Origin of the sequence: Bradyrhizobium sp. SZCCHNS2022, from assembly GCF_032377575.1 — a bacterium.
Taxonomy (GTDB): domain Bacteria; phylum Pseudomonadota; class Alphaproteobacteria; order Rhizobiales; family Xanthobacteraceae; genus Bradyrhizobium; species Bradyrhizobium aeschynomenes.
On record NZ_JAUHHZ010000001.1, the window covers coordinates 5,258,362 to 5,280,802 of the forward strand.

The 22,441-nt window shown below is 65.8% G+C and carries 15 protein-coding genes; 10 read left to right on the forward strand and 5 right to left on the reverse strand.

Translation table 11 applies throughout. The features are described from left to right. Positions 1-91 precede the first annotated feature (91 nt). Together QXZ94_RS23485 and QXZ94_RS23490 are read right to left on the reverse strand one after the other, a co-directional pair. Entirely contained in the window at positions 92-649 is a 558-nt protein-coding gene (locus tag QXZ94_RS23485; RefSeq protein WP_315722396.1) for a hypothetical protein, read from the reverse strand. Between the two features lie 274 nt (positions 650-923). Then, positions 924-2,912, reverse strand: coding sequence for a methyl-accepting chemotaxis protein (locus QXZ94_RS23490; protein WP_315722397.1), 1,989 nt, complete (start codon positions 2,910-2,912; stop codon positions 924-926). A gap of 306 nt (positions 2,913-3,218) precedes the next feature. On the opposite strand from QXZ94_RS23490, the gene QXZ94_RS23495 reads away from it, so the two are divergent. The 6 genes from QXZ94_RS23495 (at position 3,219) to QXZ94_RS23520 (ending at position 14,301) form a co-directional block, all read left to right on the forward strand. Further along, positions 3,219-3,530 (forward strand): hypothetical protein, encoded by a 312-nt coding sequence (locus QXZ94_RS23495; protein ID WP_315722398.1) that lies wholly within the window; start codon positions 3,219-3,221, stop codon positions 3,528-3,530. Positions 3,531-3,750: 220 nt separating this feature from the next. After that, a complete protein-coding gene (locus QXZ94_RS23500) occupies positions 3,751-4,482 on the forward strand; it encodes an outer membrane protein (RefSeq protein WP_172110215.1) in 732 nt (243 codons plus the stop codon). 243 nt (positions 4,483-4,725) lie between these two features. Further along, positions 4,726-6,864 (forward strand): HAMP domain-containing methyl-accepting chemotaxis protein, encoded by a 2,139-nt coding sequence (locus QXZ94_RS23505; RefSeq protein ID WP_315722399.1) that lies wholly within the window; start codon positions 4,726-4,728, stop codon positions 6,862-6,864. Positions 6,865-7,176: 312 nt separating this feature from the next. Then, positions 7,177-8,235, forward strand: a complete 1,059-nt coding sequence (locus QXZ94_RS23510; RefSeq protein WP_315722400.1) for an MBL fold metallo-hydrolase — start codon at positions 7,177-7,179, stop codon at positions 8,233-8,235. 195 nt (positions 8,236-8,430) lie between these two features. Further along, positions 8,431-9,660: a 5-aminolevulinate synthase gene (hemA, locus tag QXZ94_RS23515; protein ID WP_315722401.1), complete on the forward strand. Its 1,230-nt coding sequence runs from the start codon at positions 8,431-8,433 to the stop codon at positions 9,658-9,660. 1,119 nt (positions 9,661-10,779) lie between these two features. Next, on the forward strand, positions 10,780-14,301 hold the full coding sequence (locus tag QXZ94_RS23520) for a PAS domain-containing hybrid sensor histidine kinase/response regulator (protein ID WP_315722402.1): 3,522 nt from the start codon (positions 10,780-10,782) through the stop codon (positions 14,299-14,301). Between the two features lies 1 nt (position 14,302). Here the strand turns inward: QXZ94_RS23520 and QXZ94_RS23525 are convergent, their stop codons facing one another. Next, positions 14,303-15,133, reverse strand: a complete 831-nt coding sequence (locus QXZ94_RS23525; protein ID WP_315722403.1) for an AraC family transcriptional regulator — start codon at positions 15,131-15,133, stop codon at positions 14,303-14,305. Between the two features lie 104 nt (positions 15,134-15,237). On the opposite strand from QXZ94_RS23525, the gene QXZ94_RS23530 reads away from it, so the two are divergent. Beyond that, positions 15,238-15,786, forward strand: a complete 549-nt coding sequence (locus QXZ94_RS23530) for a peroxidase-related enzyme (RefSeq protein WP_315722404.1) — start codon at positions 15,238-15,240, stop codon at positions 15,784-15,786. A 65-nt stretch (positions 15,787-15,851) separates the two neighbouring features. Here QXZ94_RS23530 and QXZ94_RS23535 read toward each other — a convergent pair whose 3' ends face one another. Next, complete coding sequence (locus QXZ94_RS23535) at positions 15,852-16,763, reverse strand: LysR family transcriptional regulator (RefSeq protein ID WP_315722405.1); 912 nt, start codon at positions 16,761-16,763, stop codon at positions 15,852-15,854. Between the two features lie 101 nt (positions 16,764-16,864). Here QXZ94_RS23535 and QXZ94_RS23540 point away from each other — a divergent pair, with 101 nt between their 5' ends. From QXZ94_RS23540 to QXZ94_RS23550, 3 genes are all read left to right on the forward strand, one after another. Beyond that, on the forward strand, positions 16,865-17,821 hold the full coding sequence (locus QXZ94_RS23540; RefSeq protein WP_315722406.1) for an alpha/beta hydrolase: 957 nt from the start codon (positions 16,865-16,867) through the stop codon (positions 17,819-17,821). A gap of 38 nt (positions 17,822-17,859) precedes the next feature. Continuing rightward, entirely contained in the window at positions 17,860-18,660 is an 801-nt protein-coding gene (locus tag QXZ94_RS23545; protein WP_315722407.1) for an alpha/beta hydrolase, read from the forward strand. Between the two features lie 228 nt (positions 18,661-18,888). After that, entirely contained in the window at positions 18,889-20,061 is a 1,173-nt protein-coding gene (locus tag QXZ94_RS23550) for a hypothetical protein (RefSeq protein ID WP_315722408.1), read from the forward strand. A 5-nt stretch (positions 20,062-20,066) separates the two neighbouring features. On the opposite strand, the gene QXZ94_RS23555 is transcribed toward QXZ94_RS23550, so the two are convergent. Further along, positions 20,067-22,109 carry an acyltransferase family protein gene (locus QXZ94_RS23555; protein WP_315722409.1) on the reverse strand — a complete coding sequence of 681 codons (2,043 nt, stop codon included), beginning with the start codon at positions 22,107-22,109 and terminating at the stop codon, positions 20,067-20,069. Between the last annotated feature and the right edge of the window lie 332 nt (positions 22,110-22,441).

Sequence of the window (22,441 nt, forward strand, 5' to 3'; positions counted from 1 at the left end):
CGCAGCGTTGTCGCGCCAGGCCTTGCGGCCAGCCGGCGAAGGTGTGGGTAGCGAAATTTGAGAGGACCCGGAGCGCGGCCTCCCAGTCAAGCTACCGCCTCCGGTATTGCACCACCCGCTTCTGGAAATAGGCGATATCTCCAGACAGGGACTCATCATTGCGACAAGCCTTCTGCACGTCCTCCAATAACGACAAGGCCTCTGTCGATTCATAAAAGAAGGAACTGTTTCTCTCAGGTGTCACGATCGAGATTTGAACCGAGGTGCCTCCGGCAGACTCCGCATGTCTTTGCCGCGAGCTTTCGAAGCCATCGATCCTTGCGATGACATCGTTCAATAGAGACATGTCGACGACGTGCGCATCCGCCCGCTCTGCGGCGAATCGCCCGATCAGCATTCGACGGCCCCACTCCGCCCCTGCTCTAGAATTGCTCATCAGCACAGAATTCACGATCCCGTCTTGCTCTCCGACATACTCAATCGCCAGCACTGAATGGGTCGTGCGCTCATTTGCCTGAGCGAAGCAGTTCATCATCGCTGCGAGACAGACAATAAGGCTTGCCGCCGCTGTTGTTGCTCTACGTCTCATTTGCCTACCACCGGCGTGATCGCTCGCACCAGAACGTGGCGTGACGATGATGATCGCCACGGGAACTACGCTGATCACCTCGCGCGCGCCGGCCTCGACGAGGCCGAATGCGCAGGTGGCGGCAGACCCGATCCGGCGGCCGAGAGCCTGTCATACCCCCGAAGATCGTGAAGAGCGAGTTCGGTCGCCGATGCCGCGGCGCAGGCGAGTCCCGATGCGATCGGTGACCTCGTACGCGCCGCTGCATAACGGGCTTCGCGGCACGTACCTGAAAAGCAACAAGCCTCCGCTCGTCCGGGCGGAGGCTCGTCCCCTTGGTGCAATGCCGGACGGTTCAAGCCGCCTGGCGCATGAAGGAAGACCTGAACCAGGTCACGAAGGACTCGCGCTTGGCGCCGAGATCGAACTCGACCCGCAATGCGTCTCGGTCGCGGGCGCGAACCTGGTAGGGGACATCGCCGTCGAAACCGGCGAATTGCAGAATGCCGCGATCGCCGATGCCCGGCTCGGGATCGAGCCGGAACCAGGCGCCGCCCTCCGAGATGTCCACCAGATCCGCCCGAACCTCCCCCCTGCTGCTATCGACGACCTTGATCGGCAGGTTCGACCTGAAGCGCGGCGCGTGCCGGCGATCGGCCTCGGCAGTCGTCGTCCTCACCACCTTCACCAGCGTGGCGCGGAGGGCCGTCAGGCTCGACGCCACGTTGCCGATCGCGCTGCGCACCTCCGCAGCCCGGTCGTTGACCATGCCGGCATCCTTGCCGACATTGCCGATCTTGGACGAGACGTCGCGCGCGGCATTCGCCGAGGAGTGGACGGACCGGCTGATCTCCTGGGTCGCCGCATGCTGCTCCTCCATCGCCGCCGCGATCGACGCCGCCACCTCGTCGATCTCCGAGATCTGGCTGCCGATGCCTTCGACGACGTCGATGGTCGCCTGCGTCGTGGTCTGCACCTCACCGATCAGGCGCGAGATCTCCTCGGTCGACTTGGCGGTCTGATCCGACAACGACTTGACCTCCGCCGCGACCACCGCGAAGCCGCGGCCGGCATCGCCGGCGCGCGCCGCCTCGATGGTGGCGTTGAGCGCCAGCAGGTTGGTCTGCTCGGCGATGCCGCCGATCAGGTTCGAGACCTCGGCGATCTTGTCGACGGCCTTGGTCAGCGACAGCATCGTGGTCTTGGCCTTCTCGCGCCCGGTCACCGCCGATTTGGTGATGGTGCTGGCGCGCGCGACCTGGCTCGAGATCTCGCGGATCGCCGAGCTCAGCTGCTCGGCCGCCGCCGACACGGTCTGGGCATTGGCGAGCGACTGCTCCGAGGCCGCCGCCACCGACTGGGCATCCGCCGACAATTCATGTGCGAGGTCGGACAATCCGCTGGCGACGGACTCGACCTGGCGCGAGGCGGTTGCCGCCGATTCGACCGACGTGCCGGTCTCACGCTCGATCACGTCGGCCATGTCGAGCATGGCCCGCTTCTTCGTCTGCTCGGCCTCGGTGCGGTCGCGGTCCTGCTTGTCCCGCAGGCTGTTGTTCTCGATCGCATTGGTCTTGAAGACGCCGAGCGCGCGTGCCATCGCGCCGATCTCGTCGCCGCGTTCGGCATACGGAATCTCGGTGGCCAGCTCGCCCTCGGCGATCCGCCGCATCAGTCCGGTCATGCGCGACAGCGGACGGACGACGCCCATCACCAGTCCGGACAGCCCGGCCACGACCAGCGCGAGGACGATGCCGGCCACGCTCCAGACCACGACCGAGATGCTGCGATCCTGCTCTGCCGCAATCGTCTCGATGTCCGAATTCAGCTTGTTCGCCTTCTCGACCAGACGATCGATCACCGCACGGTGCGCGCCATAGGCCTCCGAGAGCCGCGCATAGGCCGCGTCGGCCTTCGCCGTATCGCCGGCGCGCAGGGCCGGGATCAGCTCGGCTTCCGCCGCCTGCCAGAACCTCCTCACCTCGCCGTCCGACTGCTCGACCAACAGCGTCTTCAGCTCGGGCTCGAGCGCCGAGCCGCTCCAGAACGTCTTGCGGTCCTCATAGTCCTTCTTGAGCTGCTCCAGCTTCTTGACGTGCGCGTCGACGTTCTTGGGATTGCGCAGCGCCAGCGTCGCCTCGAGATAGGCCTCGAGCACATATTCGGGCGGCGGCAGGATGTCGGCCACCAGGTCGTTGCCCAGCTTGATCTTACTGTAGAGCGCTCCGCCGACCTTCAGCTCGCGCAACGCGTAAGCGCTGGTCAGCACCACGGCACCGAAGCCGAGCGCCAGCACGAGGCCGAAGGCGGCAATGACGGCGGAGATCGACAGACGCATCTTCATGTCGGACGGCATTCCTCGTTGAACGGCACTAAACGGCGAACGGCGCCGGCCGGACCTCGTTCTGCCCCCGAGGAGATCGCAGGATCACGGTCCGGGCTGGCCCCAGTGGCAAATCGACGCTGCGACGATCATGCACAACTCATTTTCAACGAAGGTAAATTTCCGTCTCCGTAGAAATGCGGCTCGTCCGGCGGCAGCCCGAGCACCGGGTGCGCAATCCTCCGACCATGGCAGCCGTCTGACCTGGCGCAAGGCGCGGCTCCGGCGATCTGCGAGAATGCGGCGTGTCCCCGCAGGAGCCCGCTTATGTCGAAACCCGTTCCGGACAAGGCCGAGATCGCGCTCGAATATCCCGACAAGTTCTATGTCGGCACGTTCGAACGGTCCTCGCGCTTCGAAGCCCATCTCGACCCCTCGGGATTGGCGCTCACACTGGAGCGGCCCGGGGCTGAGGACGTCCGCAAGTCGATCCACATGCACCTCAACTACGGACTGCTCGCCGCGATCCTCACCGAGATCGCCGCAGGCATCGCCGCGATTCCCGAGGAGGACGGCCTCCATCGCGGCCAGCTGCGCGACGCGGCCGCCGCACTGCACGAAGCTCTTAAGCCGCGTTAACCGGTTGTCCCGCAGCGGCACAGTCCCTCGCGCCATCGAGGCCGGACCCCGCTTTTGTTAGCGCTTTGCTAACTACGACAAGACGTTTGGCCGCCGACGGGTGGGGTTGAAGACCACTGTGCTGCCCGAGTGACAGCATTTGATTCAAATTCGATCTATCTCCGATCCATCGACGGCGCGCGATGCGCGAGCCTTGTTAGTTGAGTGTTGGAGACCCGCCATGAAGAAGATCCTGTTCGCAACCGTTGCCCTCGCCGCGCTCGCCTCGGCCCAGTCCGTCCTCGCCGCCGATCTCGGCGCCCGCAATTATCCGTATGCGGCCAAGGCACCGGCCTATGCCGCGCCGATCTACAACTGGACCGGCTTCTATCTCGGCGCGCATCTCGGCGGCGCCTTCTCCAGCGACAACAACTTCTCGGGCCTGGCCACCGGCAACAACTCGAACGGCCGCTTCCTCGGCGGCGTGCAGGTCGGCGCCGACTGGCAGTTCGCCCCGACCTGGGTGATCGGCGCGGAAGGCCAGTACAGCTGGCTGAGCGGCAATGTCGGCGCAGCCTTCCCCGGCGGCTTCGTCTACACCAACAGCCAGCGCGGCCTCGGCTCGATCACCGGCCGCTTCGGCTACACCTGGGGTCCGGGCCTCCTCTATGTGAAGGGCGGCTACGCCTATTCGGACAACAACGAGAAGGTGACGCTCGCCGGCGTCCCGGTCGGCTTCGCCACCAATGGCGATCACCGCAACGGCTGGACCGTCGGCGGCGGTCTCGAATACATGTTTGCTCCGAACTGGTCGGCCAAGGCCGAGTATCAGTACTACAATTTCGGCAGCGCCACCTTCGCAGCGCCGGCCGGGCTGGTTCCGACCGGCAGCTTCACCACCGACGATCACACCTTCAAGGCCGGTGTGAACTACCGCTTCAACTGGGGCGCGCCGGTCGCGGCCCGCTACTGATTCCGCAGGCGTCAAATAACAAGCAAGACGGGGGCTGGCAGCGATGCCGGCCCCTTTTGCTGTCATAGGTGAATCGGAACGCCCGAAACAATCATTTCCACCCCGTTAAATGCCGCATGGTGAAATGCGGAAATGCACGAAAATTCAGCGGCAACCGAGTATTTTCCCGGATTTGTTAACCGCCGCCCGCGATACTGCCGGAAAGCATCAGCTCCAAGTAGCGCGTATCGGGGGAAACCAGAGATGGCGAATAGGTTCAGCTTCGGCAGGGTGTTCGGGATCCTGCGACCCAGATGGGGCGTACGGGGCAGCCTGTTTGCAGCCTTCACCGTCATCGCGGGCATGGCCATCGCGATCAGCATCGGCGCCGGGCTGATGCTGCGCTACATCGGCGGCACCATGGTCGAGCTGTCGAGCCGCGATATTCCGCGTCTCACCTCGAGCCTGCAGCTGCTGGCTCAGAGCTCCAGCCTCGCGAGCCTCGGACCCGCGTTGTTGGGATCGCAGACCGAGGACGCCCTCAACGATCGTCTGAAGAAGATGCAGGACATCCAGAAGGGCACGCAGCAGCGCCTCGCCGAGATCACCGCGCTCGGCGCCGCCAAGAGCGTGGTCGCGCCGCTCGCCGAGACCATCAAGAACATCAACGAAGCCAACCAGAGCCTGGTGTCGGCCGCGCGCGAGCGGCTCGCGGTCGCGGCCACCCACAACAAGCAGTATGACGCGTTGCGCAAGGCGCAGGAGGAGTTCACCAAGGCCGCCAACGAGCCGATGCTGGATGCCCAGACCCAGCTCAACGCCGTGCTGGGCGCCGCCGAAGTGTCGGCCGATGACGCCACCGCAGCGGCAAGGTTCGTCGAGCAGCTCGGCAACGTGACCGCGTCGGGCAATCTGATCGTGGCCCAGATGGCGGCCGCGCTCTCGGCCAATGACAGCGACACGCTGGAGACCATCGAGCGGCAGTTCAAGGACTCGCTGGCGCAGCTGAGGTCCAATCTCGAGCTGCTGCCGAGCGGCCGCGGCACCAAGGCGATCCGTGACGCCGCGACCAAGCTCGCCGCGCTCGGCGAGGGCAAGGAGCGCGTGTTCAAGACCCGCGAGAAGGAGCTCGACGCCAACGATTACGGGCAGACCGTGCTCGAGGAGACGCGCAAGCTGAATGTCGGGCTCGACATCAGCGTCCAGCAGCTGGTCGAAGGCGTGCGCAAGTCCACCGAGGACGCAACCGGTACCGCCGGCCGCGAGATCGAGCTGGCGACGTTCGGCATGATCGGCGCCGGTGCAGCCACGCTGCTCGGCTCGTTCCTGTTCGTCTGGCTCTATGTCGGCGGCAACATCCTCCGCCGCATCAAGCGGCTGCAGCAGGCGATGCAGCGTCTGTCGGGCGGCGACCTCGAAACCGAGATCCAGACCTCGAAGCAACGCGACGAGATCAGCGCGATGGTCGACACCCTGCAGGTGTTCCGCGACAACATGGTGCAGGCTCGCACCCTCGCTGCCGAGCAGGATCGCGAGAACGCCGCCAAGGCCGAGCGCGCCACGCGCATGGAGGCCCGGATCGCCGAGTTCGAGGCGACGGTGCGCAGTGCGCTCGGCAACCTGCAGAGCTCCGCCACCGCAATGCAGACGACGGCGCAGGGCATGTCGCAGACCGCCGATCAGTCCAACTCGCTGGTCAACGCTGTCGCGGCCGCCGCCGAGGAGACCTCGGTCAACGTGCAGACGGTCTCGGCCGGCACCGAGCAGCTGTCGTCGTCGATCGCCGAGATCGGCCGCCAGGTCGTGACCTCGGCGCAGATCGCCAAGAAGGCCGTCGAGGAAGCCGGCGCCACCGACTCCACGATGCAGGGTCTCGCCGACAATGCGAGCCGCGTCAGCGTGGTCGTCGACCTGATCCAGGCGATCGCCTCGCAGACCAACCTGCTGGCGCTCAACGCCACCATCGAGGCGGCGCGCGCCGGCGAGGCCGGCCGCGGCTTCGCGGTGGTCGCGCAGGAGGTGAAGAGCCTCGCCAGCCAGACCGCCAAGGCGACCGACGAGATCCGGACCCAGATTGCGGGCATGCAGCAGGTCGCGTCGACGGCCGTGTCGGCGATCCGCAACATCGGCGAGACCATCGCCGAGATCGACAACGTCACCACCGCGATCGCTGCGGCCGTGGAGGAACAGGGCACCGCGACGCGGGAGATCGCGCGCAACATCCAGCAGGCGGCGTCGGGCACCAGCGAGGTCTCCAACAACATCACCGGCGTTTCCAGCGCCTCGGCCCAGGCCGGCACTTCCGCCAACGAGGTGCTGAGCGCCTCCGAGGCGCTGCGCCGCGAAGCCGACACCCTGCGCGCCGAGGTCGATGCGTTCCTGACCAACATCAGGGCGGCGTAGCTACCATACGGGCCTCGCCCTTCGAGACGCCCGCCCGCGGCGGGCTCCTCAGGGTGAGGAGGTAAAGCTCGCGCTGTGGCCGGGCCGCCTGTGGATGGAAACGCAAACTCTCGCCTCTCGCCATCAGCATGCTGCTGATGGTCAGTGTGCAGCTCCGGTTTCGGAGCCGCCCCTCATGGTGAGGAGCGCCGTCAGGCGCGTCTCGAACCATGAGGCCCCGGCCTGCCGCGCCCCGGAATGACAGGCAGCCATGCCGTTTCCGGATTGTTTTTCGGCTGGCGCTCGCCCGCGGCGGCCGTTAATCGATGAGGCATGACCAAGACCGACACCGCTTATTCCTCCGCCGAAGCCCTGCGCTACCCCTGGGAGCAGCATCCTGGTGAGGACCAGGTCGTCGAGGTCGCGCCCGGCGTGCTGTGGCTGCGGCTGAAGCTGCCGTTCCGCCTCAACCATGTGAACATCTATTTGCTGGCCGACGGCGACGGCTGGGTCGCGGTGGACTCGGGCTTCGGCAACGAGGAGTCGATCGCCGCCTGGACGCGGCTGCTCGACGGCCCGCTGAAGCATGTGAAGATCAGCCGGCTGATCGTCACGCATTCGCATCCCGACCATGTCGGCCTCGCCGGCTGGATCGTCGAGCGCTTCGACTGTCCGCTGGTGATGTCGCAGGTCGAGTACCTGCAATCGGTCTATCACCAGAACCGCGGCACCGAAGAGCGCCGCAACGCGCAGCGGCTGTTCTTTCGCCGCCACGGCATGGACGAGACCCTGACCGACAAGCTGCTCGGCCGCGGCCAGGAATATCTGCAGCGCGTCTCGGTGCTGCCGGCGTCCTACCGCCGCATCTCCCATGGCGACGAGATCCAGATCGGCAGCCGCCGCTTCAAGGTGATCACCGGCGGCGGCCATGCGCTCGACCAGGTGATGCTGTATTGCGCCGCCGACAAACTCTTCCTGTCCGCCGACCAGGTGCTGAGCAAGATCTCGCCCAATGTCAGCGTCTGGGCGGTCGAGCCGGACCAGAACTCGCTCGGCGAATATCTGGCGTCGCTGGCGAGCCTCACCACAACCCTGCCCTATGACGTGCTGGTGCTGCCCGGTCATGGCGTGCCGTTCTACGGCCTGAAGACCCGCATCAAGCAGCTCGCCGATCATCACGAGGAGCGCTGCCGGATGATCGCGGACGCCTGCCGTGACGAGACCAGGACCTCGGCCCAGCTCGTGCCGGTGGTGTTCCACAAGCATGTGCTCGACCCGCACCAGATGGGCTTTGCCGCCGGCGAGCTGATCGCCCACGTCAACTACATGCTGGTCGAGGGCCGCCTGACAGCGCGCGAGGTCGACGGCGTGCTGCATTATCGCACCACCTGAGGCTGCCGCAGGTCTGCCGCAAGACGAGCGCGGTTCGGCCGTCATCGGCGCTGCCTTGGACAAATCGCCCAAGTCCTGCCGCGGGATTCCGGCTCGACAGCCGCTCTGGAAACGCTCTAAGAAGACCTTGAGCCCCCGCCGCTTAGAGGGTCCGTTCCAGGCGCTGCGCTGCAGCGCAGCACGTCAGGTTTCGTGATGGACTACAGCCAGTACTTCAGTGCCGCCCTCGGTCGTCTGCATGATGAGCGTCGCTACCGGGTTTTCGCCGATCTCGAACGTATCGCCGGCCGGTTCCCGCACGCGACCTGGCACTCGCCGAGCGGCCCGCGCAATGTCGTGATCTGGTGCTCGAACGATTATCTCGGCATGGGTCAGCACCCCAAGGTGGTCGGTGCGATGGTCGAGACGGCCACTCGCGTCGGCACCGGCGCCGGCGGCACCCGCAACATCGCCGGGACCCATCATCCGCTGGTGCAACTGGAAGCCGAGCTTGCCGACCTCCACGGCAAGGAAGCCGCGCTGCTGTTCACCTCCGGCTACGTGTCGAACCAGACCGGCATCGCCACGCTCGCCAAGCTGATCCCGGACTGCCTGATCCTGTCGGACGCGCTCAACCACAATTCGATGATCGAGGGCGTGCGCCAGTCCGGCTGCGAGCGCCAGATCTGGCGCCACAACGACCTCGCCCATCTCGAGCAGCTGCTGATCGCCGCCGGTCCCAGCAGGCCGAAGCTGATCGCCTGCGAGAGCCTGTATTCGATGGACGGCGACGTCGCGCCGCTCGCCGCGATCTGCGATCTGGCCGAGCGCTACAATGCGATGACCTATGTCGACGAGGTCCATGCCGTCGGCATGTACGGCCCGCGCGGCGGTGGCATCGCCGAGCGCGACGGCGTCATGCATCGCATCGACATTCTCGAAGGCACGCTCGCCAAGGCGTTCGGCTGCCTCGGCGGCTACATCGCCGCCAAGGGCGAGATCATCGACGCGGTGCGTTCCTATGCGCCGGGCTTCATCTTCACCACCGCGCTGCCGCCGCCGATCTGCTCGGCCGCGACGGCTGCGATCAAGCACCTGAAATCGTCGAGCTGGGAGCGCGAGCGCCACCAGGACCGCGCCGCGCGCGTCAAGGCGATCCTCAACGCCGCCGGCCTGCCGGTGATGGACAACGACACCCACATCGTGCCGCTGTTCGTCGGCGATCCCGAGAAGTGCAAGCAGGCCTCCGACCTGCTGCTCGAAGAGCACGGCATCTACATCCAGCCGATCAACTACCCGACCGTCGCCAAGGGCACCGAGCGCCTGCGCATCACGCCCTCGCCCTATCACGACGACGGCCTGATCGATCGCCTGGCGGAGGCCCTGCTGCAGGTGTGGGAGCGGCTGGGGCTCGCGCTGCACAAGAAGCCGCTGGCGGCGGAATAGGCCTCTCCCCGTCATTCCGGGGCGTTCAGAGCACGAGCCCTGCGGGCGCCCCGGAATGACGGCCGAGAATGCGGTGACACGTTTGCCCTGCTCGCCGCCCGGCTGATGGAGCAACACCCTCTCCCCGTCATTCCGGGGCGTGCGGAGCACGAGCCCGGAATCCATCGGGCTACGGATCATGAGGCAAAATGGATTCCGGGCTCGCCCTGCGGGCGCCCCGGAACGACCGGCGAGAACGCGGTGACACGTTTGCCCTGCTCGCCGCCCAGCTGATGGAGCAACACCCTCTCCCGGTCATTCCCAGGGCTATCGCATATGGCGATCGATGTTTTGCGCCCATCTCCCTCCGCGTCGTCATGGCCGGGCTTGTCCCGGCCATCCACGTCGTCCAGCATGCTGAGAACGACGTGGATGCCCGGGACGGAGCCCGGGCATGACGATGTGGAGACGGTTTCGCGACACACTCAGATTGACCATATGCGATAGCCCTGCCGTCATTCCGGGGCGTGCAGAGCACGAGCCCGGAATCCATCGGGCTACGGAGCATGAGGCAAAATGGATTCCGGGCTCGCCCTGCGGCGCCCCGGAATGACGGCCGAGAATGCGGTGACACGTTTGCCCTGCTCGCCGCCCAGCTGATGGAGCAACACCCTCTCCCCGTCATTCCCAGGGCTATCGCATATGGCGATCGATGTTTTGCGCCCATCTCCCTCCGCGTCGTCATGGCCGGGCTTGTCCCGGCCATCCACGTCGTCCAGCATGCTGAGAACGACGTGGATGCCCGGGACGGAGCCCGGGCATGACGATGTGGAGACGGTTTCGCGACACACTCAGATTGACCATATGCGATAGCCCTGCCGTCATTCCGGGGCGTGCGGAGCACGAGCCCGGAATCCATCGGGCCACGGAGCATGAGGCAAAATGGATTCCGGGCTCGCCCTACGGGCGCCCCGGAATGACGGCGGAGAATGCCGAGCCGACTTGCCACGCTAACGATGAACCAAGGTCGGCACTCCCCGGGCAAGATCGCTGTCGCCTCGCCTGCGGCAAAGGGCTAGATTTCCCGGACAACGGGATCAGCCCGGAGCCTTCGGGGAAGACGTCGGAGACGCGTAGGAGATGCTGCACGACTGGGGCGTGATCCTGGCCGCGTTCGGCTATATCGGGTTCCTGTTCCTGGTCGCGAGCCGCGGCAACCGGGCGGGAGAGCGGCGGCCGGCGGAGGGGCGCGGGCGGCTGGCCGGGCTGATCTACCCGCTGTCGCTGGCGATCTACTGCACCTCCTGGACCTTCTTCGGCTCGGTCGGCTTCGCCTCGCGCACCAGCGTCGACTTCCTCGCGATCTATCTCGGCCCGATCCTGATGGTCGGCGCCTGCACGCCGCTGCTGCGACGCGTGATCCAGCTCGCCAAGACGCAGAACATCACCTCGGTGGCCGACCTGATCGGCGCGCGCTACGGCAAGAGCCAGGCGGTGGCCGCCACCGTGGCGCTGATCGCGATCATCGGCTCGGTGCCCTATATCGCCTTGCAGCTCAAGGCCGTCGCCTCGTCGCTGCAGACCATCCTGATCGACGACCGCGCCTTCGCCCATATCCCGATCGTCGGCGACATGGCGCTGATGGTCACCTTGGCGATGGCCATGTTCGCGGTGCTGTTCGGCACACGGCAGACCGACGCCACCGAGCACCAGCACGGCCTGATGCTGGCGGTCGCGACCGAGTCGATCATCAAGCTCGTCGCCTTCATCGCGGCCGGCGCCTTCGTCACCTTCGTGATGTTCTCGCCGGTCGAGCTGATCGAGCGCGCGATGAAATCGCCGGAGGCCGAGCGCGCGCTGGAATACGTGCCGGGCATCGGCAACTTCCTCACCATGACCCTGCTGTCGTTCTGCGCCGCGATGCTGCTGCCGCGCCAGTTCCATGTCAGCGTGGTGGAGAATGCCAACGACGCCGAAGTCTCGCGCGCGCGCTGGCTGTTCCCGCTCTATCTCGTCGCGATCAATCTGTTCGTCATCCCGATCGCGCTGGCCGGCCTCGTCACCTTCCCGTTCGGCGCCGTCGACAGCGACATGTACGTGCTGGCGCTGCCGATCGAGGCCAACTCGCAATGGCTGTCGATCCTCGTCTTCGTCGGCGGCCTGTCGGCGGCGACCGCGATGGTCATCGTCGAATGCGTCGCGCTGTCGATCATGGTCTGCAACGACATCGTCGTGCCCCTGGTGCTGCAGCGCCAGCAGGAGCAGCGCGAGATCGGCCGTGACTTCGCCGGCTTCCTGCTCGGCACCCGCCGCATCGCGATCTTCGCCATCATGGTGATGGCCTATTTCTACTACCGCGCGCTCGGCACCACGCAGCTCGCCGCGATCGGCCTGCTGTCGTTCGCCGCGATCGCGCAGCTCGCGCCGAGCTTCTTCGGCGGCCTGTTCTGGCGCCGTGCCACCGCGCGCGGCGCGATGGGCGGCATGCTGGTCGGATTCGCGGTCTGGCTGTACACGCTGTTCATCCCGAGCTTCCTCGACACCTCCACGTCAGGCATCCTGTTCCTGCAGCACGGCCCGTTCGGACTGGAGGCCCTGCGGCCGCAGGCGCTGCTCGGCACCGACCTGCCGCCGCTGCTGCATGGCGTGCTGTGGAGCCTGTCGCTCAATCTGTTGACCTACATCGTGCTGTCGCTGGCGCGGCAGCCGTCGTCGATCGAGCTGTTGCAGGCCGATCTGTTCGTGCCGGCCGAGCTGACGCCGAGCGCGCCGAGCTTCCGGCGCTGGCGCTCCACCGTGACCGTGCAGGACATCCAGAGCACCGTCGGACAATATCTGGGCCCGGATCGCGCCCGCGCCTCGTTCGAGGCCTTCGCCGCCCAGCGCAACCTCCCGCTCGACGCTGCCGCGCCTGCCGACTTCGAGCTCTTGCGCCATGCCGAGCATCTGATCGCCTCCTCGATCGGTGCGGCGTCGTCACGCCTCGTGATGTCGCTGCTGCTGCGCAAGCGCACGGTCTCCGCAAAGGCCGCGCTCAAGCTGCTCGACGATTCCCACGCCGCGCTGCATTTCAACCGTGAGATCCTGCAGACCGCGCTGAACCATGTGCGCCAGGGCATTGCGGTGTTCGACGCCGATCTGCAGCTGATCTGCTCCAACGGCCAGTTCGTCGACCTGCTCGGACTGCCGCCGGACCTGGTGCAGATCGGCAGCCCCTTGAAGGAGATCCTCGAATTCATGGGCACGATCGGTGCGCCGACCTATGAGGACAGCGAGGCGCTGCTGGCGCGCCGGCTCGCCGCCTACACCACCGAGGGCGAGCCCTATCTCGAACGCCTTGCCGACCGCCACATGGTGATCGAGGTCCGCAGCAACCGCATGCCCGATGGCGGCCTCGTCATCACCTTCACCGACGTCACGCCGTCCTTCGAGGCCGCCGAGGCGCTGGAACGCGCCAACGCCACCTTGGAGAAGCGCGTGCGCGACCGCACCGAGGAGCTGACCCGGCTGAACTCCGAGCTCGCGGTCGCCAAGAGCGCCGCCGAGGATGCCAACATCTCCAAGACCCGCTTCCTCGCCGCCGCCAGCCACGACATCCTGCAGCCGCTGAACGCGGCGCGGCTCTATGTGACGAGTCTCGTCGAGCGGCAGACGCCGGGCGAGGACTCGCGTCTGGTCGAGAACATCGACGATTCATTGGAAGCGATCGAGGAAATTCTCGGCGCGCTGCTCGACATCTCCCGGCTCGACGCCGGCGCGATGACACCGTCGGTGTCGAGCTTCAAGATGGCCGACCTGATGCGCTCGCTGGAGATCGAGTTCGCGCCGGCTGCGCGCGCCAAGGGCCTCGAGCTGATCTTCGTGCCCTCCTCGCTGCCGGTCGAGTCCGATCGCCTGCTGCTGCGCCGCCTGCTGCAGAACTTCATCTCCAACGCCATCAAGTACACGCCGCAGGGCCGCGTGCTGGTCGGCTGCCGCCGCCACGGCACGTCGCTGCAGATCGGCGTCTACGACACCGGCGTCGGCATCCCCCCGGTCAAGCGCGGCGAGATCTTCAAGGAATTCCACCGCCTCGAACAGGGCGCGCGCATCGCCCGCGGCCTCGGCCTCGGCCTCTCCATCGTCGAGCGCATCGCCCGCGTGCTCAATCACGGCATTGCGCTGGACTCGCAGCCCGGCCGCGGCTCGGTGTTCTCGGTCACCGTGCCGATCGCCAAGGCGATCAACCACACCGCCGCCGTCACCAGCGCCACGCCGTTGGCGACGACACCGATCTCCGGCGCCCTCATCGTGTGCATCGAGAATGATCCCGCGATCCTCGACGGCATGCGCACCTTGCTCACCGCGTGGGGCGCGGAGGTGATCGCCGTGCCGGATCCGGAGTCCGCAGTCGAGGCCATCGAAGCCCGCAACGGCGCCGTCACCGGTCTGCTGGTCGACTACCACCTCGACCGCGGCAACGGCATTGCCGCCATCCGCGACATCCGCCGCCGCTTCAACGAGGCGCTGCCCGCGATCCTGATCACCGCCGACCGCAGCCCCCACGTCCGCGCCGCCGCCCGCGACGACAACATCGCCGTGCTGAACAAGCCGCTGAAGCCGGCCTCCTTGCGGGCGCTGCTCGGGCAGTGGCGCATTCAGCAGATGGTCGCGGCGGAGTAGATCAGGAGTCGCGCTCGCCGACGCCGAGCTTGCCTGCGAGCTCCCGAGGAGGACGTCCCGATACCCGGCTGAACACGCGCGAGAACGCGGCGGCGCTGTCGTAGCCGACTTGAGCCGCGACGCTCTTCACGGGCTTGCCCTTGGCGAGCAGCTGGCGCGCCAGCGTCATGCGCCAGGCCGTCAGATAGTCGATCGGCGTGCGGCCGATGCGCGTCCGGAACAGGTCGGCGAAGCGCGTGCGCGACATGCCGGCGAGGTCGGCCAGATCGTCCAGGGTCCACGGCTTGGCGGGCGACTCATGGATCGCGGTCAGCGCCTTGGCCAAGCGCGGATCGGCGAGCCCGGCGAGCACGCCGCTCTCGACCGCACCGCTGGCGACGACGTCACGGACGATCAGGATCAGCAGGTAATCGAACAGCCGGTCCAGCGCAGCCTGTCGTCCCCCACCGTCGGCGAAGCCCTCGGCCACCAGGAGATCGCAGACCGGCGCGAGCGTCGGATGGCCGGCAATCGGCATCACCACCAGCTCCGGCAATCCCTCTCCGATCGGATTGCCCTCAGCGCCGCCAAGCTCGACGGTCGCGCAGACGAGATCGGCGCCACGCACGGGATCGACCCGGAAGCGGTGCGTCCGGCCACGCGGAAAGAACAGCAAGGTCGGCTCGTGCAGCTCCAGATCATCCGCGTCCGGCTGGGTCAGCGTCAGCACGCCGCCCTTGAACAGGTGCAGATGGCCGTCCGTCCCGAACTCGATCGAGTTGCAGAGGTTTCCGGAGAAGAAGGTCCGGGCCCGCGGGGTGACATGGGCAAACAGCGCGGCGAATGGGTCCATGGGGCGTTCTCGGGACGATCGGCAATGTTTATGGCACCTGATGTCACCCATAGTCCGGCATAGAGAGGGCGTGCAAGCCCACTCCTCAACAAAGGATCCTCTCCATGCCCCGTATTGCTGTCGTCGACACCGCCCGCGCCGAGGCAGGCGTTCTCGCCACCCTGTCCGCCGTCAAGGCCAAGATCGGCATGACGCCGAACCTGTTCTCGACCTTCGCTCAGTCACCGGCGGTGCTGAACGGCTATGTCGCCTTCTCGGATGCGCTCGCCAAGGGCGCGCTCTCGGCCAAGCAGCGTGAGATCATCGCGCTCGCCGTCGCCCAGGCCAACGGCTGCGAGTATTGCCTCGCGGCACACTCGCTGATGGGCAAGGGCGCGGGCCTCGCCCCGGACGCTCTGCGCAAGGCGCGCGCGGGCACGGCTGACGACGCCACCGACGCCGCCGTCGCCCGCTTCGCGCGGCGCGTGCTGGACACGCGGGGACAGGTCGCGGACGCCGATCTCGCGGCAGCGCGCGCAGCCGGTCTCGACGATGGCCGCCTGCTCGAGATCATCGCCAACGTCGCGATCAACGTGCTCACCAACTACACCAACAACGCGGCACAGACCGTCGTCGACTTCCCCAAGGTCGATGCCGCGTTGCAGCCGGTCTGACAACCAGGACACGCAGGCCGTCCGCCGGGACCTCTCTCGATCCCCGCGGGCGGCATGTCCTGCGCCTACGCGTCTCTCTTCGCGCCCATCCGCTCCACCAGATAGTCCACGAACACGCGCACGCGCGCCGGCGTGTTGGACCCGCCGACGAACACCGCGTGGAAGACCTCCCTGTCGCCGGGATTGAACGCTTCGAGCAGCCGCACAAGGCGGCCCTCGGCGATCGCGCTGCCCAGGCTGAAATCACCGACGCGGGCGATGCCGACGCCATCGCGCGCGAGCTCCGTCAGCGTGTCGCCGCTGTTGGCTTCGATGGCGCCGCGCAGCTTCAGCGCGTAGTCGACGCCGTCACGCCGAAACGGCCACACCGGCTCGGCGCGGCGGAAGCTGAAATTCAGGCAGTTGTGGTTGTGCAGGTCCTCGGGCGTCTGCGGCACACCCCAGCGCGCGAGATAATCCGGAGAAGCCACGATGCTGCGGCCGTTGTCGCTGAGCCGGCGCGCGGTGAGCGCGCTGTCAGCCATCGGACCACCGCGGATCGCTACGTCCGCCTGCCCCGCCGCGATGTCGACGAGACCGTCGCCGAGATGGATGTCGACCAGAATGTTGGGATAGCGCCGCACGAACTCGCCGAGCAGCGGCACGATGCAGATGCGGCCATGCGACAGCGCGGCGCTGACGCGGATGCGCCCGCGTGGCGCGCCCTGGTCGGCGATCGCCTGCTCGGCCTCGTCGAGATCGGCGAGGATGCGGCGGGCGGCGGCGAGATAGGCTTGCCCCTCGGCCGTCAAAGTCAGCGCGCGCGTCGACCGCAACAACAGCCGCGCGCCGAGCCTGATCTCGATGCGGTCGAGCGTGCGGCTCACCGCCGACGGCGTCAGCCCGAGACCGCGCCCTGCGGCGGAGAAGCTGCCGCTGTCGGCGACGGCGCAGAACACTTCGAGGTCCCGGGCGCGGTCCGCGCTGGCCAGCGTCATCTTTGCGTCCAGATCAAAAATCCTTGGCGTGACTACCCTCTAATACCGCGTTCGTCCCTCGTCTAGCTTTGCGTGCATCGACCAACCCAGAGGAGACCGCCATGACCCTGCCCCGCCTGCTGCAGCGAACCACCCTTGCCGCCACCGCGTTCACCGCCCTCGCCGGTATCGCGCTCGCCGACGCGACCGACGCGCCCGGCCAATTCCCGGCGACCTTCCGCACCCAGGAGATCCCGACCAACGGCACCACCATCCACGTCCGCGTCGGCGGCACCGGGCCGGCCGTGGTGCTGCTGCACGGCTATGGCGACACCGGCGACATGTGGGTGCCGCTCGCCGCCAAGCTCGTCACCAACCACACCGTGATCGTGCCCGATCTGCGCGGGCTCGGTCTGTCCGCCCGCGCCGACAAAGGGTTCGAGAAGGCCAACCAGGCCGAGGACATCGCCGGCGTGATGGATGCGCTCGGGGCGCGCACCGCCGAGGTCGTCGCGCACGACATCGGCAACATGGTCGCCTACGCACTGGCGGCGCGGCACTCCGACCGGGTGACAAAACTGGTGCTGATGGATGCGCCGGTGCCGGGCATCGGCCCGTGGGAGGAGATCCTGAAGAACCCGCTGCTGTGGCACTTCCGCTTCGGCGGCCCGGACATGGAGCGCCTGGTCGAGGGCCGCGAGCGCATCTATCTCGACCGCTTCTGGAACGAGTTCTCTGCCGATCCGAAACATTTCCCGGAGGCCGCGCGCGTCCATTACGCGCAGCTCTATGCCGGACCGGGCCGGATGCACGCCGGCTTCAGCCAGTTCGGCGCGTTCGACCAGGACGCGATCGACAACCGTGCCTGGCTCGCCGCGCACGGCAAGCTGACGATGCCGGTGCTCGCGATCGGCGGCGGCGCGTCGTTCGGCGCGACCATGGCTGCGGTGACACGGGCCGGCGCCGACAACGTGCAGGAGCAGGTCATCGACGGCTCCGGCCACTGGCTGATGGAGGAACAGCCCGCTGCAACGGTCGCCGCGATCGACGCCTTCCTCAACGCGCCGTCGTCGCGCTGATCCCGACGCATCGACCCAACGCAGCCGAAGCGCCGATCATGTCAACCCACTCACGCGATGATGCGGTCGGCGAAGCCAACGCATCGCGAAAGCCTGCCATCATCTTCATCCACGGCCTGTGGCTGAAGCCCAGCTCCTGGGACCGCTGGATCGAGATGTTCGACGCCGCAGGCTACGCCGCGCTGGCACCCGGCTGGCCGGCGAAGATGGGCGGCGCGGCCGCCCCCGAGACCATCGGCGAAGTGGCGGCGCACTTCGCCGGCATCGCGGCGGCGCTCGACAAGCGCCCGGCGCTGGTCGGCCATTCCTTCGGCGGCCTCATCGCGCAAATCCTCGCCGGCCGCGGTCTGTCGGCCGCGACGGTCGCCATCGATCCCGCGCCGTTCCGCGTCGTGCTGCCAGTGCCCGACTCCGCCTGGCCGGTGCTGCACAACCCTGCCAACGCCAACCGTAACGTCAGCCCCACCCCCGAGGAATTCCGCTACCCTTTCGCGAACGCGGTGCCCGAGACCGAGTGTGACGCGGTCAACGCATCCTCTCAAGCCTCCGCCCCCGGCCTGCCGGTCTTCCAGGCCGCAGCTGCCAATCCCAATCCCTGGACCGAGGCCCAATTCGATACGGAGACTGCGGAACGCGGCCCGCTGCTGATCATTTCCGGCGAGCACGACCACACCATGCCGCCATCCGCCACCCGCGCCGCCTTCGAGCGGCAACAGCACAATCCACACGCCGTCACCGAATTCGCACGGGTGTCGCTGCGCGGGCATTCGCTGACGACCGGCCACGGCTGGCGCGAGGTGGCGGAGACGGCGTTGAGGTTTGTCCGACGGTTTATCTAGCGTTCTGCTCAATACGCAATTTCGGCCGCCCCTGGTCGACGACTCCGATCTCGAGAGCGCTGGACGAGGAGTTGGCTCGAAGAACGCCGGGGATTGACAGGGTTGCAGCGAAGTCGGCGACCCAGACGCGGACCGTCGCAGTTGACACAGCCGATGGTTGAACCTTACCAGAGAAAGCTTGGAGACTTACGATCCTTCAGTTCACATTTTCCAATTGGACTTGATTTGGTGGGACGATTTTTTTTCGTTTTGATTGCGCTGACGGGAACGATCCTCAGCGCGCAGTCGCGGCCTATCGCGACGATCGGCCTAACTGGAACTCTGCCGCTTGCGTGCGACCGAACTGTTGTTGCGTTCGGCGGCGACATACGAATTGCACTTCCGGCGGCAACCGATCTCGAGGATGGCTGCGATATCGTTCTCGTCAACGAAGAGTCCGAGGCCGGCAAGCTCCTGATCGGCTTCCCTCGAGACATCAACCCGCGGCTCTATCCCAACCAGTCGGTCGGAATAACAAGCTACAAAGGTCGTTGGATTTCCACATACAAGCCCGGGCGATACAAAGTTCCGGACGGAAGCTTGAGGATCCTTGTTGATAATGCCGGCGATGACGGCAATGACGGCATCAGCAGGCCGGTCAAACATCTCGCCACCGCGGTCCAGTTGATCCAGCAGGACCTCGACACGCGCCAATCGCTCGTGACGATCGCGCCGACCATCGGCCAGACTTTCACGGACGACGCAGTTGCCATTGGCGGGCAACCCCTCGGCGGCAATCTGATCGCACTGTCTCCCAACGGAAACGGCACGATAAAGCTGGTGCACGCGGCGACCTGCATCACGGCAGGCGACAATGGTGAGCTGTTCCTATGGGCGGACCAATTCGGGCCGCAGGGGCGGATCGAGCTGCATTGCAATAGGGACAACAATCCGAACACACCGCAGATGCTCTCGCACAACAATGGCGTTCTCGATGGTTCGGGAAGGATCGTCTTTTACGGAGCCGGCGACAAGGACGTTGCCGTCTCATTTGACGGTCCGACGGCGGGCTCATCGTTCAATGGAGGAATCCAAGTCGCCGGCCGGTTCGACATCGTCTGGCGCATGGAGCAAGGCGGAGGACGGTTCACGCTAGGCTGCAACTCCGAAGGGTGCGCCAGCATTGAGCCGATAGGGGATGAATCGGGCGAGATGCCGAGCATCAACCGCTTGTTCATGATCATCGGGAGCGAACAGCTACGTCTCGGGAACTGTCCCAGAAGGGATGGCTACCGCAAGCTGGGGCCCTCGCTTGTCGGAGGCCACGGCCTGCTGGTGAAGTTCGGCTGCTTCATCCCGGGCACGCCCGACGGCGTGCCTCTGATGACGCAGAATGGAAAAGTGTACGACTCGGCTTACTGACGGCCTTAGTTGCCCAAAGACCTCAAAATCAGGGGGGCCAGCTGTTGGCGCGCCAACCAGACCGAGGCGAATGGACGGAGGTGAACCGTATCGGCCGTGATCAGCCCTTCGCGGCGGTTGTCTCCGAGGAACGTAAGACACCCCTCCGCGCTGCAGAACGGTTGCATCTCGTCCACAAACTCGAAGGGCTCGTCGCGCTTCAGCTGCGACTGAAACTTCCGAGTGAACGACATCAACTCCTCATCGAGGTGACCCGGTATGTACCGCGGGGTCGACTTCCAATACTCGTCCAGAATGATCTTGTGCAGGAAGCGCTTCCAGTGCGGGCGCTGCCCGAGCACGAGCACTTTCTTGACGCCATACCCCTTCACCATCATGGAAAACTTCCGGATGTACTCGATGTCGAACGAGTTGTTTGATGAAAGCAGCAGAACATCGGGCGGGTCGGCTTCAATCCGACGCAATGCAAAATGGTTCGCCATGTTACAGTGGTGAGTTTCTACGATGTGCTGGATGATCGGGCTGACCTGGCAGCCCGAACTGTGAATCAGCAGCACGGAGACATCTTTCGGCAGAACTTCATTGAGCCCATAATAGAGGTCCGCAGCATTGGAATCTCCGAGAATGAGCACAGTCTTGTCGGAATGCCGCATGTAGCAGCTGGGATCGATGGCCTTTCTTGGCGCCAGCGTGGGGACCGGACTGTCCCAAGCATAGAAGTTGCAGCGATTTTGCATGATATCCTGGGCCTCCGCCTGGATCAGCGGCGATCCGCCATAGAAATAGGCCGCGTATTCGCGCCTGTCCTCGTCGTTGATCCGGCCCGGAAGGCCCTGCATCTCGAAAACGAGGAACCCACATCCGCCAATCGCGATCATCGCCATTGCCAGCCCAGGCGTCGTCCAGACACGCCGCGCGCCAAACCGGATCGGCTTCTCGACGAGCTGATAGGTCGCCCACGCGAGCCCGACTGAAGCAGCGACTGAGAATGCCAGGACGGCTTGCGGGGGCGGCGAGGCTCCATAGTGGATGCGCGCGAACGTCAGCAGCGGCCAGTGCCACAAATACAATGGATAGCTGATCAAACCGATCCACACCATCACCGGATTTGAGAGAAGCACGCGGTTGAGCAAAGCTCCGGGCCCGGCGAGGATGACCAGATAGCTCCCGGTGACCGGCATGAGCGCCCACCAACCTGGGAACTCTTGTCGGCGTGTGATCATGAGAACCGAGGCAGCAATCAGCGCGATGGCCGCAACTGAAACGAAGTCGCGGTAGATCTTTTTCTCGTCCACCGCGCCGCGCTCGAAGAGAACGGACGCTACGACGGTCGCGATGCCATTTTCGATCCAGGTCGCCGCTCGCGGCGTCGAAAAAGCGAGATAGGCCAGGATGCTGCCCGCTGACAGCTCCCAGAAGCGGGCTGCGGGAGAATAGAATGCGGCGGCTGGGTTGGAGGGCGTCGCCTTGATGCTGTAGACCAATGAAGCTGCAAACACTGCGACGAAGATCGTGAACAGGTTGAGGCGCAGCCGCCAGGCAATCCAGATGACGGCCGGCCATAGCAGATAGAACTGCTCTTCGATGCCGAGCGACCAGAGATGCAGCAGGATCTTCGTGTCCGCCGCGACGTCGAAATAGTTGGCTTCCTGCCAGAGAGCAAAGTTGGACACGAAGCCCGCGCCAGCGGCCACGTGCTTTCCGAGCAGACGAAAGTCGTCGGGCAGCAGCAGCAGCGCTCCGGCCAGCACCGACGCGGCCAGCACCAGCGCAAGCGCCGGAAAAATCCGTTTGATCCGCCGGACGTAAAATGTCTGGAAGCTGAATGCGCCACCTTCCATCCCGCCGAGAATGATCGACGTGATGAGGAAGCCCGAAATCACGAAGAAGATGTCGACGCCGACAAACCCGCTTCGGAGCGTGTTGGGGAAGGCGTGAAAGGCGACCACGGAGACAACGGCGACCGCCCTCAATCCGTCTATGTCCGGCCGATAGAGAGTTCCAGGAATGGAGTCCCTGGCGTGGTGCGCCTCGACTGGTGAATGCATGTCGCCCCGCTCTCTTCCCCACGCGCCAACACTACCGATGCGATCAAACGCATTACTCCGCAATCCCCCAACGATCAAACCTGGAAACCCGACACAGGCCGAAACGCGACTGATGTTTTCACATCCGGTTGAGTACCTGGCCGATCGGCGTCGGACAGTCCTCTTCTTGTACGACCGCCTGCCTTTCTCCCGAGCGACGCCCGTCCGCCAGTCGTCGCTCAACGCTCCATCATCCGGGCCCGTGCGTTTCGCCGGAGCGCCGCGCCACACAGATCTAGCGCCGATAACGACCGCGCGCGTCGGCTCGCCCGTAGAGCGCTCGCATTACCAGT